Consider the following 13,253-nt stretch of genomic DNA (forward strand, 5'->3'; position numbering starts at 1 on the left):
GGCCCCGGGGCCGGCGTTGTCGTGGGTGCGGGTGTCAGAGGTGTTCGCTGCGGGCGTTCACCAGCAGGTTGCGCCCGGCGCCCAGGCCGAAGGCGGTGGCCGCCAGGCTGACGCCGACGAAGATGAAGCCCACCGCGCTCCAGCCGTGGGTCAGGTCGTGCACCACGCCCACCGCCAGCGGGCCCATGGCGGCCAGGGTGTAGCCCACGCCCTGGGCCATGCCGGAGAGGTTGGCGGCCACATGGGCGTCCCGCGAGCGCAGGACGATCAGCGCCAACGCGATGCTGAAGGTGCCGCCCTGCCCCAGGCCGAGCACCACCGCCCAGCCCCAGATGCCGCCCAGGGGCGCATAGAGCATTCCCATCAGTCCCGCCAGGGTCATGCCCATCACCAGCACCACGGCCAGGCGCTGGTCCCGCGCGCGGGTGGCCAGCCAGGGGGCGCCGAGGGCGCTGACCAGCTGGGTCATCACCGAACCGGACATCACCAGCCCGGCCTCCACGGCGGACAGCCCGCGGTCGATCAGGATCGACGGCAGCCAGCCAAACACGATGTAGGCCAGGGAGGATTGCAGCCCCATGTACAGGGTCACCTGCCAGGCCAACGGGTCACGCCAGAGGCCGCTCACCCGGTAGGCCTGGCGGCCGGCATGGGCGGACTGCCGCGCCTGGGGCAGCCACACCAGCGCCGCGAGGATCGCCGGCAGCGCCCAGAAGGCCAGGGCCGGTTGCCAGGCGCCGTCCAGCACACCGGCCAGGGGCACGGTGGCCCCGGCGGCCAGCGCTGCCCCCAGGCACAGGGCCATGGTGTAGACGCCGGTCATGAGCCCGGCGATGTGGGGGAAATCGCGCTTGACGATACCCGGCAGCAGCACGCCGATGATGCCGATGCTGGCACCGGCCATGACGCTGCCGAGGAACAGCCCGACCAGGGGGAACAGGCTGCGCAGGACGATGCCGCCGGCCAATACGAGGAGGATGAGCAGCACCGTGCGCTCGCTGCCCAGGCGCCGCGCCAGGATCGGCGCCAGCGGGGCGAACAGGCCGAGGCAGAGCACCGGCAGGGTGGTCAGCAGACCGGCCCCGGAGGCGGAGAGCCCGGTGGCCTCGCGCACCATGTTGAGCATCGGCGCCAGGCTGGACAGCGCCGGGCGCAGGTTCAGGGCCACCAGCACCAGCCCCACCAGCAGCAGGGCGGCGCCTCCGGCGATGGCAGGGGGCGCGGGCTCGTCGTCGGCCTCGGCGTCGATCAGCAATTCCTCCGGCGGGCAGGCCGGCGGCGTGTGGGAGGGTGAATCGTGGGCAGGCATGGCAAGGCAACTCCAGAAAAGGGCAAACGTCAGATCAGCAACGCACGGTTGGCCGCAGCGGCGGCGTCCGCGTCTTGTCGTTCGATGGCGTCCAGCAACTCGCGGTGCAGGTCGAAGCACGGCTGCGCGCGGTCGGGATCGGAAATGGTGCGCTCCAGGCCCACGCGGATGACCTGGGAGAAGTAGCGGTACAGCTCGCTCAGCACCGGGTTGTGGGCGCTGTCCACCACCCGCTGGTGGAACACCAGGTCGTGGTCGATGTAATCCTGCAGGTCTTCGTAGCTGGAGCGTGCGGCGGAGGCCGCCAGGGCTTCGCGCAGGGCGATGAGGTCTGCCTCGGTGCGGCGCAGGGCCGCCAGGCGCGAGGCCTCGATCTCGATCATCCCCCGTGCCTCCAGGGCCTGCTCCACCGAGCTGCGGGCCAGGGCCTGCATGGTGGAGAGCGGGTCGGCGCAGGCGCGCACGTAGGTGCCGTCGCCCTGGCGCACTTCCAGCACGCCGGAGAAGGTCAGCACCCGCACCGCTTCGCGCACGGTGTTGCGGCTGATGCCGATGATCTCCGCCAGCTCGGGTTCGGGCGGCAGGCGCTGGCCGAGCAACCAGGTGCCGTCGTCGATGCGCTGGCGGATCTGCTCCAGGGCGATATCCACCAGGGAACGCTTGAGGGCCGGTGCGGACATGGCAGACATCCAATCATCCGATGAATTTCAGGGGTGCGCAGGCTAACGGCCCCGGGGCGGGTTCGCAACCCCGGATATCCTTGCGATCCAGGCAATACTCATTATCTACAACGGTGATTTTTCGCCTCCGGGGGGCATTGGTAGCCTGCTCAGCATCCCGTCACCACTGCCCCGGGGGCATCATGAAACCCACTCACATGCTGGCGCTGGCCCTTGCGGTCCTCGTCCTCAGCGGTTGTGCCAGCCAGCCGGAACCGCGCCCCTATACCGACGCCGAGATCAAGCAGTTCTCCCTGGAGATGCTCAACCGCGCCGGGTTGCCCTACGAGGACTACGAGAAGGTCCGCCAGGCGCTGATGAACCCCAACCCGCGCGTCTCCAGCGCCCGTCGCGACTACGAGCCGGCCTTCATCCGCAGCACCGAGGGCTGAGCCCGTCAGGCCGGCACGCCGCGTACCTGGAAGGTCTTGCGGTAGGCCGCCGGCGGCATGCCGATGCGCTGCTGGAACAGCCGGCGAAATGAATTGCTGTCCTCGTACCCCACCTGGAAGGTGATGCGCTCCAGGCTCAGGCGGGTGGTCTCCAGCAGGTGCTTGGCCTGCTCCAGGCGCAGGGTCTGCAGGTACGCCAGCGGCGAGTAGCCGGTGGCCTCCTTGAAGCGCCGCTTGAAGTTGCGCGTGCCGAAACCGAAGCGCTGCGCCAGTTCGTCGATCAACACCGGCTCGGTGTAGTGCGCCTCCAGCCAGTTCTGCACCTGCAGCACCTTGGCGTCCCCATGTCCCTTGGGCGTCGACCACATGACATAGGCCGACTGCCCGGTGCGCACGCTGTCGATCAGCAGGTAGCGGCCGCAGGTCTGCGCCAGCTCCAGGGAGGCGAAGCGCCGGACCACGTGCAGCAACAGGTCCATCGCCGCGCTGGCGCCGCCACTGGTCATCACGTTGCTGTCCTCGCAGAGGATCAGCGTCTCGTCCAGCAACACCTCGGGGTAGCGCCGCCGGAACAAGCCGGCAAAGGCCCAGTGGGTGGTGGCCCGCCGCCCTTCCAGCAACCCTGCCTCCGCCAGCAGGAAGGCCGCCGTGCACATCGAGGCCACCGTCGCGCCTTCGGCATGCCGGGCCTGCAGCCAGGGCACGTAGCGGTCGAAGCCGGGCAAGGCCTCGCGCAGGGTGAAGATGAAGCCCGGCACCAGCACCAGGTCGGTCCGCTCGATGCTGCCCAGCGCCGCCTGCACCGCGACCCGATGCCCGCCGAGGGTGGTCACCTCCCCGCCATCCAGGGACACGCTCACCACTTCGAACGGCGGCTCGCCTTCAGCCAGCAGGTTGGCAGCGCGCAGCACCTCCAGGGCGAGGAAGGTGCTGGCGGCAGAACAGTAATCGGTGACGAGCAGGGTGACGTGCATGGCGGTGCTCTTGCAGGTTTCGCATGGAATATGTCATTTGCGCACCTGTCCGAACAGGGGGCATGGCTCTAGATTGCGCGGGTCTTCCCCAATCGGTCCGACCTGCCATGAATCTCTGGTTCCGCCTGCTCCTTATGCTCCTCCGCCGCCCCTGGCGCAAAGCCGTCCACGGCCTCGACACCACCGTCATCCGCATGCGGGTCTGGCCGTTGGACCTGGACTTCAACCGTCACGTCAACAACGGCCGCTACTTCACTCTCGCCGACGTCGGGCGCATGGACTTCGTGCTGCGCAGCGGCGCCTTCCGGGTCGCCCTGCGCCACCGTGCGCTGCCGGTGGTGGGCGACATCTGGGGCAAGTTCCGCCGCGAGCTGCGGCTGTTCGAAGCCTTCGAGGTCCACACCCGCCTGCTGGGCTGGGACGAGAAGTGGACCTTCATGGAGCACCGCTTCGTCAAGGACGGCCGGGTGCTGGGCGTGGTGATCATGCGCGGCCTGTTCCGCAGCCCCAAGGGGCCGGTCGCCCCCGGTGAGTTCGTGCAGGAGCTGGGCGTTTCCGCTGAGTCCCCCACCCTGCCCGACTGGCTGGCGGACTGGTCCACCAGTTGCGATGGCCTCAGCCAGGGCCTGCGCCAGGAGGAAGGGCGGGAGGGCTAAGGCTCAACCCCGCGCCATGCAGCATGGCGAGGCGCTCCCCCGCCTCGCCGCCCCCCGCTCAGCCGCGCGGCACCAGCAGAGGCGCAAGCACCCGCTCGGCCAGGGTCCGCAGGTAGTCGTCGCTGATGGCGCCCTGGCTGAGGAAGTGGCGGATGTAGAGCGGCCCCACCAGCATCTCCACCACCACTTCCGGATCGACCTCCCCATGCAGTTCACCCCGCGCCACGGCACGTTCGAAGACGGCCCGGTGGGCGGCGGCGCGCTTGCTCCAGTACAGCCGGATCAACGCGCGGTTGGCGCCTTCCCCGCTCAGGCTGAAGGCCTGGCCCACCAGGGTGGCTCCGAGGGGATCGCAGAGGAAGGCGCGGGTGCCCTGCAACAGCAGGCTCACGTCCCCCATCAGCGAGCCGCTGTCGGGCACCGGCACCAACTGGTCCACGTAGCGATTGGCGGTGAAGGCGATCAGTTCGTTCACGTCCGGCCAGCGCCGGTACACCGAGGCCACGTGAACGCCGGCGCGCTTGGCTACGCGGGGAATGGAAAAAGCGATGGCGCCGTGCTCACGCAGCTCGTCCCGCGCGGCGGCCACGACCTGCTCCAGCACACGGGCACTGCGCCCGCCGGTGCGAATGCGCTTGGGAGGCGCACCAGGGGGCTCCTCGACATGGGGAGGGGGTTCTTTCATCGGGTGGTCCATTCGGTCTTCTCTGGGCAGCGGATGAAGGGTGGTCCGGGGCGGAGCGGATTTCAAACAGCGAGCCCTGCCTTGTCCCTGGCTTTTTCGGGCGCGCAGGCGGGCACCCCGCCCCGCAGGGCCAGGCACCATGCTGGCGGGACCTCGCCCAAACACTGCCTTGGGTCAAGGAAAGGCGAAGTAGCGTCAGGAAATGTCAGTAAAACAATGTGAGATATGTCGCACAAATTAAGGCGAATTCATATGCTTTACGCACAAGACCAACACCCCTAGGCGCTCTGTGAAGAGTTGTCAGACGCTCGGGCACCGCTACCCCGCCGCACAGACGGCAGCACAGGAACCTGTGCAGAAGGAGCCGCCGCTTCACTGAAATTCCGTTTCATCCACAGGGCAGGCCGAAGGGGGCCAGAACGTGTCGCCCGACACACCACCTTTGCATTATCTGGGGAAACACCATGTGGATTAGACAAATACGGATCGGCCTTCGCTCGGCTCTCGCCTTCTCGACGCTGGGGCTGCTGCTGGTACTGCTGGGGCTGATTGCGCTGTACCAGATGAACCGAATGGATGACATGAGCGCCGAGGTCGACACCAACTGGCTGCCCTCGATCATGGCGGTCAATGACATGAGCGCCGCCAGCTCCCGTATCCGTGCCATGACCTTGCGCTACGCCATCGTCCAGGGCGACTTCCGTGGGACCACCCTGACCAGCCTGCAGAAGGCCGAGAGCGCCCTGGAGACGGCCGAGCGTCGGTACGAACCGATGATCGCCTCGCCCGACGAGCGCCGGCTGTATGACGCCTACAAGGTCGCCAGGGACCGCTACATGGAGCAGTCACGCCTGACCGTCTCCCAAACCCAGGCCGGCAACAGCGAGGAGGCACGCCACACCGTGGAGCAAAAGCTCGGGGACTACGCCGAAGAGCTGGCCAATGCCCTTGGTGAACTGGCCCGCATCAACAGCGAAGGAGCCAAGCGTGCCTCCGCGAAAAGCGACGCCACCTTCGACAATGCCGTGACCCTGGTGATCGTGGTGATCGCCATTGCCGTGGTGCTGACCATCCTACTGGCGGTGATCTTCACCCGCAGCATCATCCTCCCGCTGGCCCAGGCCGTGGACGTGGCGCGCGTGGTCGCCTCCGGCAACCTGACCCACCGCATCGAGGCCCAGGGCCAGGACGAGCCGGCCCACCTGCTGCGCTCCCTGCAAGAGATGCAGACCAGCCTGCGCAGCACCATCCAGCACATCGCCGACTCCTCCAGCCAACTCGCCTCGGCCTCGGAAGAACTGCACGCGGTGACCGAGGACTCGACCCGAGGCCTTCACCAGCAGAACACCGAGATCGAGCAGGCCGCCACCGCCGTCAACGAGATGACCACGGCCGTGGAAGAAGTGGCGCGCAACGCCGTCAGCACCTCGGAAGCCTCCAAGCAGGCCGACCACACCGCTCGCAGCGGCCGTGAGCAGGTGGGCCAGGCGGTCAACTCCATCGCCCAACTCGCCGGGGACGTGGCCAACACCTCCAGCAAGGTGGAAGAACTGGCCGACAACGTGCGCGACATCAGCCAGGTGCTGGCGGTGATCCGCTCCATTGCCGAGCAGACCAACCTGCTGGCGCTCAACGCCGCCATCGAGGCTGCCCGCGCGGGCGAGCAGGGTCGCGGCTTCGCCGTGGTGGCTGACGAAGTACGGGCCCTGGCCCACCGCACCCAGCAGTCGACCCAGGAAATCGAGCAGATGATCAACACCATCCAGCAGGGCACCAGCCAGGCGGTCACCTCGATGCAGTCCAGCCGCGAGCGGGTCGACTTCACCCTGGAAGTCGCCCGCGCCGCCGGTGCCGCCCTGGACGAGATCGCTCTGGCCATCTCTTCCATCAACGAACGCAACCTGGTGATCGCCAGCGCCTCCGAGGAGCAGGCCCACGTGGCACGGGAAGTGGACCGCAACCTGGTGAACATCCGCGACCTCTCGCTGCAGACCTCCGCCGGCGCCGATCAGACCAGCGCCGCCAGCCAGGAGCTGTCGCGCCTGGCCATCGACCTCAACGGCGTGGTGCAACGCTTCCAGCTCTGAAGCCGCAACAAGGGGGGCGTGCAGCCCCCCTGACAACCACCGGTCGGAAACTCAATTCAGCGATTTAATGGCGCCGGAAAAACGCCACCCAAGAGCTATACAGAGAGCAGGCTTGTACAACCCTGATGCAGGCCGCCCTCCCTCGCCGAGCGTGCCCGTCAATCCAGCCCCATCATTTGATCCGGGCCCAACTGACGGTTTCAGTGATGACCGACACGAGCCATTGAAGGCCCAGCAGGACGTTCTCGCTGAGGCAAAGTGACATGACGTCGTCTAGTTTTTCTCGGCGTATGCAACGCCAAGGAGAAGACAGCATGTGGCTCAACCGCAAGAAGGAACCCACTGAAGGCTTGGTCACAGAAGCGCTTGAGCTCGCTTCGATCCGCCGAGCCATGGCCATGATCGAATTCACCCCCGACGGCATCATCCTGGACGCAACGCCGGCCTTCCTCGATGTGGTCGGCTACCGTCTCGACGAGGTGGTCGGGCAGCACCACCGACTTTTCTGCACTCGCGAGGTCGCGCAAAGCAGCGCCTATCAGCAGTTCTGGGAGCGCCTGCGCAAAGGCGAGCGCTTCAGCGACCGCTTCTCCCGACGGGCTCGGGACGGGCACGAAATCTGGCTGGAAGCCACCTACATGCCGATCCAGGACGCCTTCGGGCGCACCCTCAAGGTGCTGAAGATCGCCACTGATATCACTGCCCAGATCGAGGCAGAGCATCGCCACGAGAGCTACATCAATGCCATCGGCCGCTCCATGGCGGTGATCGAATTCAACCTCGCCGGCGAGGTGGTATCCGCCAACCGCAACTTCCTCGAACTCATGGGCTACCGGCTGGAGGACATCCTCGGCAAGCACCACCGCATGTTCTGCGTCGACGAAGACACCCGGGGTGATGAGTACCGGCAGTTCTGGGCCCGCCTCAACCAGGGTGAATTCCTCTCCGACCGCTATCGCCGGGTCACCCGTGACGGCCGCGTGGTCTGGTTGCGCGCCACCTACAACCCGTTGTACGACGCCAACGGGCGCCTCTACGGCGTGGTCAAGTTCGCCAGCGACATCACTGCCCAGGTGGAGCGCCGCGACGCCGAGGCCGCCGCCGCCCAACTGGCCCACGACATCGCCATGGAGACCGACGTCACTGCCGCCCAGGGCACAGAGACCGTGGCCCGCACCGTCGACGTGGTCACCGAGATCGCCACCAACCTGGGGACGGTCGCCGACCAGATCGAGGGGCTGAACAAGCAGTCCGAGCAGATCACCAGCATCGTCCAGGTCATTCGCGGCATCGCCGACCAGACCAACCTGCTGGCCCTCAACGCCGCCATCGAAGCCGCCCGCGCTGGTGAGCAGGGCCGTGGCTTCGCCGTGGTGGCCGACGAGGTGCGCCAGCTCGCCTCCCGCACCAGCCAGGCCACGGTGGAGATCAACAGCGTGGTGCAGCAGAACCAGAACCTGGCCCGCAGCGCGGTGAGCAGCATGAGCACCACCCAGGACCGCGCCCGGGAAGGGGTCCAGCTCGCCAACCAGGCCGGCGAAGTGATCCGCGAAATCCGCAGCGAGTCCCACCGGGTGGTGGATGCCGTCGCGCAGTTCTCGGTGACCTTCACCGACTGAGCCGCACGCGCCGGTCGGTGCTTGCCATGGCCAGTGCACGGGTGCAGAGTCGCGATCGCCCCAGGAGCGACACCATGATGAATACACCCGACCTGCCGCTGACCCTCTACGTCGACCTCGCCTGCCCGCTCTGCGCCCGCGAGGCCCATTGGCTGGCGCGCCACGCCGACCCGGCACGGTTGCGCCTGGTGGACATCAGCGCCGTCGACTTCGACGAACAAGGAGCCGGCCTCAGCCGCCAGGAGCTGGGAGATCGCCTGCACGCCCGCAGCGCCTCGGGGCAGTGGTACACGGGCGTCGATGCCACGCTCTGGAGCTGGCGTGCCGCCGGCCTGTACCGCTGGGCCGCACCGCTGGCCTGGCGGCCCCTGCGGCCGCTGTTCAAGTTCGGCTATGGCCTGTTCCGCCGCCTCCGTCCGCACCTCGCCTGGCTGCCGCACCCGGATGGCAGCCGGCGCTGTGCCGGCCAGTGCGAGCTGCCCCCGATCCCCCACGACAAGCCCTGAAGCCCCTTCCACAGGGAGCCCGCCTTCACCCAGCAGGGCCCAACCGAAACACCCGACGGCACTGAATCGCGCAAAAAAAGAGCCGCCAGGAGGTGGCGGCTCGAAGCATGTCCGGTTGTCCCGTATGGCACCGGACACGTGGTGGAACAGCGATCAGGAGAGGAGCCGGAGGCCCAGGAGAGGGAGGCCGCCTTTTCCGCATCCTTGGGGCCAAGACTAGGGCCCGCAATGTCAAAACGATGTCACACCTGCGTGAAGAATTCGTCGGCCACTATTTTTTTTCAGCAGAGCCCTCGTGGCGCAGCTCCAGCACCCGATTGCGACCCTGCTCGGCCAGCAGGTAGCGGCCGGGTGCGACTTCCACCAGGGTCTGCGCCGAGCGCAGGTGATCCAGCACCACGCGCGGTTCATTCTTGCGGTCCCAGAGCAGCAGGCGCGCCTGGTGGGTAGCGTCTTCGCTGACCCACAGCCCCTCGCCATTGCACAGCAGGTAGCCCGGCTGGCGCAGCTGGTCGAGCACCACCGGGTCGCTCGCCTGCTCCAGGCGCAGGGCATGGACGATGCCTTTCTGCTTTTCGGAGTAGTACACCTGCCCGTCCGGGCACACCGCCACGCCCTCGCCCTCTTCCAGGCCATCGCGCAGGGTGCTCACCTCGCCGGTGGTGGGCGCGTAGCGCAGCAGCCGCCCGTCGCCATTGCGATCCTCGATGGCATAGAGGTGGTGGCCATCGGTGGCCAGGCCTTCCACGTTGATGGCCGTGAACAACACGTGAACCACACCGTCGGCCAGCCACAATACCGGGTGCTCGCCCTCCTCCTGGCTGAAGGCGATCCCGCCGCGGTACTGCACCATGCCGTCGGGCTTCGACAACCCCTCCTCCAGCTCCAGGCTGGTACCGCCGGAGAGGCTGCGCAGGAGACGTCCCTGCCCGTTTCCCAACTCCTCGCTGAGGTAGGCGCCACCTGCGCCATCGGGTAGCAAGGCGCTCACCTTCTCCAGCCCCGAGAGGCTGACGCGGAAGGTCCAGCCCTCGGCAGCCGTGACCGGGTAGAAATGCCGCCAGGCCGGAATGCACAGGCCGACCAGCAACACCAGCGCCACGCCCGCGAACAGCGCGCGTCCGTAGCGGTTCCAGGATTCAGCCATGGCCATGGGCCTCCTTGTCGGTTGCCGGGATCAGCCCTCGAGGCTGACCGTGAAACAGCTCCCTCGCCGAGGTTCTGACCGGACGTCAACCCGCCACCCCTGCTGCTCGCAAATGCGCCGCACCAGGGACAGCCCCAGACCGAGCCCCTCACCCCGCGCCCGCTCGCCCCGCACGAAGCTCTGGAAGATGCGTTCCTGCTCGGACTCGGCGATGCCTTCCCCGGTGTCCTCCACGCGAAACCCGGACGCCACCAGCACCAGGCGCACGCGGCCCTTCTCGGTGTAGTGCAGGGCATTGCGCAACAGGTTGGACATCACCGTCCTTAGCAGGGGCGCCTCGTAGCGTCCAGCCGGCAGCCCCTCCTCCACCACCTCGAAGGCCAGGCCCTTGGCGGAGAACTGCACAGTCCATTGCCGTGCCTGCTCGGCCGCCAGGGCATCCAGCGCCACGCTCTCGCCGGTGCGGCAACCGTCCTCGCGGTTGCGCGCCAGGCGCAGGAAGGTCTGCACCAGGTCGTTCATCTCGCCGCTGGCCCGGGCAATGCGGGCCACCTGGCTTCGCTCGGCGCGGCTCAGGTGCTCGGTGGCCTGCAGCAGTTCGCAGGAGGTGATGATGATCATCAGGCCGGTGCGCAGCTCATGGCTCACGTCACTGGTGAACAGCCGCTCGCGCTCCAGGGTCTCGCGCAGTTGCCCAAGGGTCTCGTCGAAGGCCGCCGCCAACCGCCCCACCTCGTCGTCGGGGTAGTCCGGCGCCAAGCGCGGTGCCAACGGCAACAGCAGGTCGCGGTGACGCACCTGCCGGGCCAGGCGCCGCACCGGCGACATCACCCGTCGCGCCAGCAGCCGGCCCAGGCCCCAGGCGCCCAGCACGCTCAGGGCGAACCCGGCGGCCACCACGGCGAACAGCATGTGCTCGCGAGCCTCGAACTCGTGCTGCTCCTCCACCAGCATGTCCACATGGTCGGCGTGGGCACGCTTGAACACGTAGTAGGCCTCGTCACCGGCCACCCATTCGGAGAAGCCTTCCGGCAGGTCGACGAAGCGCGCCGGCAGGCTGCCGTGCCCGCCCTCGGAGCTGTAGAAGCGGGTGCTGGCGTCGATGCGCGCTGCCTGGTCATAGCTGACCTCGCGGCGCATGGCGAAATCCAGCTCGCGGCTCATTTCCTCGGAGACCAGGTTCTCTTCGAGGCAGTGCACGATGCCGACGATACCCAGGGAGAACAGGCCGCTGACGAGCAGCGTCATCACCACGAAGGCCAGGACGATGCGCCGCTCCAGCGGCTGCTTGCTGGGGGCCGGCATGGATCAGCCGGCCCGCGCGCGAAGTGCCACGATCACGACCCTGTGCCCGCCAACGTCGAGCCGGCCTGGCGGACCCGGCAGCCGGCGAACAGGTCCAGCCCGTCGTTGTAGGCCGTGGTCTGCAGCTGCAGCAGGCCGAGCAGGGAATGGAACAGGTTGTCCTGGCTCAGCGGCTTCTCGCGGTCCTTGGCCAGGCAGCCGGTGTCCAGGCCGAAGTCCTGGGTGTAGCTGTCGGAGAACCAGGCCAGCAGCGGCACATGCTTCTGCTGGTCCGGTGCCAGCACATAGGGCGTGCCGTGGAGGAACAGGTTGTACTCGCCCAGGGACTCGCCGTGGTCGGAGAGGTAGATCATCGCGGTGTCGAGGCGATCCTGGTTGCGGCGCAGGATATCGATCAGGCTCGCCAGCACGTGGTCGGTGTAGACCAGTGTGTTGTCGTAGGCATTGACGATGCTCTCCTGGCTGCAGTCGTTCAGCGCGTTGCTGCGGCACACCGGGGTGAAGGCCTCGAACCCCTGCGGGTAGCGCTTGTAGTACTCCGGCCCATGGCTGCCGGCCTGGTGCAGCACCAGCACGGTGTCGCCCTTGAGCTGGTCGATGTAGGCCTGCAGGTCGCGCAGCAGGATCTCGTCGCGGCACTCGCCGTCGCGACACAGGTCAGGGTCCTGGCGGTGGCTCAGATCCACCTGGTCGACGCGGTCGCAGGCGCCCTTGCAGCCGGACTGGTTGTCCCACCAGCTCACCGTCAGACCAGAGCGCTTGAGCACGTCCAGCAGGCCTTCCTGGGTGCGTGCCTGGGTGGCGTCATAGCCGGCCCGCCCGAGGTTGGAGAACATGCAAGGCACCGACACGGCAGTCTCGGTCCCGCAGGAGTGCACATTGGTGAAGCCCAGCAGACCGCTTTCGGCACGCAGCTTCGGCGTGGTGTCACGGGCGTAGCCCAGCACCCCGAAGTTGTCGGCCCGGGCGCTCTCGCCCACCACCAGCACGGTGAGGGACTTGCGCTGGTGCCCCACCCAGGCCGAAGACTTGAGGGCGTCGGTGGCAATGCTGCGCAGCGGCTCCTGGGCGGTGGCCAGTTGCTCGCGCACGTAGCCGAAGGACGCATTCAGGTAATTGCTCGGCACCACCAGCAGGCGCAACTCGTGGTGGTTGCGGAACAGCGAGGCCAGGCCCTGGTAATTGACCAGCGCCACCCCGCCCAGCACCGCCACCGACCCCACCGCCAGCACCACCTTGCCCACCAGCTCGCGGCGCAGCGAGCGGTGCCGCACCGGCACCTTCCACAGCAGCCAGCTGGGCAGCACGCCCAACAGCAGGATGTGCAGCAGCAGGCTCAGGGACATCAGCCCGTGCACTTCCTTGATGTCGGTCTCGGCCACGTTGCGCAGCATGTTGGCGTCGATCATCACGCCGTACTGGCCCATGAAATAGGCGACCCCCGAGCTGACCATGAACAGCACGATCAGCACCGGTTTGAATACCCAGCGGAACGACAGCAATGCCAGCACGAAGCTGAACACGGCCAGCACCATGATCCCGAAGGCGACCCGCAGGCCGATGCCACCGGCACCCGCAGGAACGATGCTGGAGAGGTGGGACCAGAGGGGGTAGTTGTACAGCGCCAGCAGCAGCACGCTCGCCAGCAGGGCCAGGCTTTCGGGGCGGAAGGAGAGGTTCTTGAACATCGGTAGGCTCACGCAGCGAAGGGATCGTCCCTGTCGATTCGCCAGCGAGAGTAGAAAGCGCGATATCAAAAGTTCGTGAATTAAACCTTGGCAAATTGTCGAGGACGCCCTGCCAGCCAGCGCCCTTCACGCTTTTTTCAGGATTGCTTGACCCGCGCTTGACGCA

At 67.4% G+C, this 13,253-nt stretch carries 12 protein-coding genes; 5 read left to right on the forward strand and 7 right to left on the reverse strand.

What is annotated here, in order from left to right; translation table 11 throughout:
* Nucleotides 1-34: 34 nt before the first annotated feature.
* On the reverse strand, nt 35-1,309 hold the full coding sequence (locus tag PotMrB4_RS17500; protein WP_172434069.1) for a CynX/NimT family MFS transporter: 1,275 nt from the start codon (nt 1,307-1,309) through the stop codon (nt 35-37).
* A gap of 29 nt (nt 1,310-1,338) precedes the next feature.
* Nucleotides 1,339-1,989: a FadR/GntR family transcriptional regulator gene (locus PotMrB4_RS17505; RefSeq protein WP_069565353.1), complete on the reverse strand. Its 651-nt coding sequence runs from the start codon at nt 1,987-1,989 to the stop codon at nt 1,339-1,341.
* A gap of 182 nt (nt 1,990-2,171) precedes the next feature.
* Here PotMrB4_RS17505 and PotMrB4_RS17510 point away from each other — a divergent pair, with 182 nt between their 5' ends.
* A complete protein-coding gene (locus PotMrB4_RS17510) occupies nt 2,172-2,420 on the forward strand; it encodes a hypothetical protein (RefSeq protein WP_172434070.1) in 249 nt (82 codons plus the stop codon).
* A 5-nt stretch (nt 2,421-2,425) separates the two neighbouring features.
* Here the strand turns inward: PotMrB4_RS17510 and PotMrB4_RS17515 are convergent, their stop codons facing one another.
* Nucleotides 2,426-3,394, reverse strand: a complete 969-nt coding sequence (locus PotMrB4_RS17515) for a GlxA family transcriptional regulator (protein ID WP_044400324.1) — start codon at nt 3,392-3,394, stop codon at nt 2,426-2,428.
* A 107-nt stretch (nt 3,395-3,501) separates the two neighbouring features.
* Between PotMrB4_RS17515 and PotMrB4_RS17520 the strand changes: the two genes are divergently transcribed.
* Complete coding sequence (locus tag PotMrB4_RS17520) at nt 3,502-4,050, forward strand: thioesterase family protein (RefSeq protein ID WP_044400321.1); 549 nt, start codon at nt 3,502-3,504, stop codon at nt 4,048-4,050.
* A gap of 58 nt (nt 4,051-4,108) precedes the next feature.
* Here PotMrB4_RS17520 and PotMrB4_RS17525 read toward each other — a convergent pair whose 3' ends face one another.
* The gene (locus tag PotMrB4_RS17525; protein ID WP_172434071.1) at nt 4,109-4,735 is read right to left on the reverse strand and encodes a TetR/AcrR family transcriptional regulator; all 627 of its coding nucleotides are present in this window, start codon (nt 4,733-4,735) and stop codon (nt 4,109-4,111) included.
* A gap of 464 nt (nt 4,736-5,199) precedes the next feature.
* On the opposite strand from PotMrB4_RS17525, the gene PotMrB4_RS17530 reads away from it, so the two are divergent.
* The 3 genes from PotMrB4_RS17530 (at nt 5,200) to PotMrB4_RS17540 (ending at nt 8,947) form a co-directional block, all read left to right on the forward strand.
* A complete protein-coding gene (locus PotMrB4_RS17530) occupies nt 5,200-6,822 on the forward strand; it encodes a methyl-accepting chemotaxis protein (protein ID WP_172434072.1) in 1,623 nt (540 codons plus the stop codon).
* Nucleotides 6,823-7,136: 314 nt separating this feature from the next.
* Complete coding sequence (locus PotMrB4_RS28420) at nt 7,137-8,441, forward strand: methyl-accepting chemotaxis protein (RefSeq protein WP_394353998.1); 1,305 nt, start codon at nt 7,137-7,139, stop codon at nt 8,439-8,441.
* 77 nt (nt 8,442-8,518) lie between these two features.
* Entirely contained in the window at nt 8,519-8,947 is a 429-nt protein-coding gene (locus PotMrB4_RS17540; protein WP_172435111.1) for a thiol-disulfide oxidoreductase DCC family protein, read from the forward strand.
* Between the two features lie 271 nt (nt 8,948-9,218).
* Here the strand turns inward: PotMrB4_RS17540 and PotMrB4_RS17545 are convergent, their stop codons facing one another.
* The 3 genes from PotMrB4_RS17545 to PotMrB4_RS17555 are packed head-to-tail and all read right to left on the reverse strand — an operon-like array spanning nt 9,219 to nt 13,087.
* Nucleotides 9,219-10,094, reverse strand: coding sequence for a hypothetical protein (locus PotMrB4_RS17545; RefSeq protein WP_232060732.1), 876 nt, complete (start codon nt 10,092-10,094; stop codon nt 9,219-9,221).
* 30 nt (nt 10,095-10,124) lie between these two features.
* Nucleotides 10,125-11,399 carry a sensor histidine kinase gene (locus PotMrB4_RS17550; RefSeq protein WP_172434075.1) on the reverse strand — a complete coding sequence of 425 codons (1,275 nt, stop codon included), beginning with the start codon at nt 11,397-11,399 and terminating at the stop codon, nt 10,125-10,127.
* A 32-nt stretch (nt 11,400-11,431) separates the two neighbouring features.
* Entirely contained in the window at nt 11,432-13,087 is a 1,656-nt protein-coding gene (locus PotMrB4_RS17555; RefSeq protein ID WP_172434076.1) for a phosphoethanolamine transferase, read from the reverse strand.
* Between the last annotated feature and the right edge of the window lie 166 nt (nt 13,088-13,253).

Origin of the sequence: Metapseudomonas otitidis (assembly GCF_011397855.1) — a bacterium.
Taxonomy (GTDB): domain Bacteria; phylum Pseudomonadota; class Gammaproteobacteria; order Pseudomonadales; family Pseudomonadaceae; genus Metapseudomonas; species Metapseudomonas otitidis.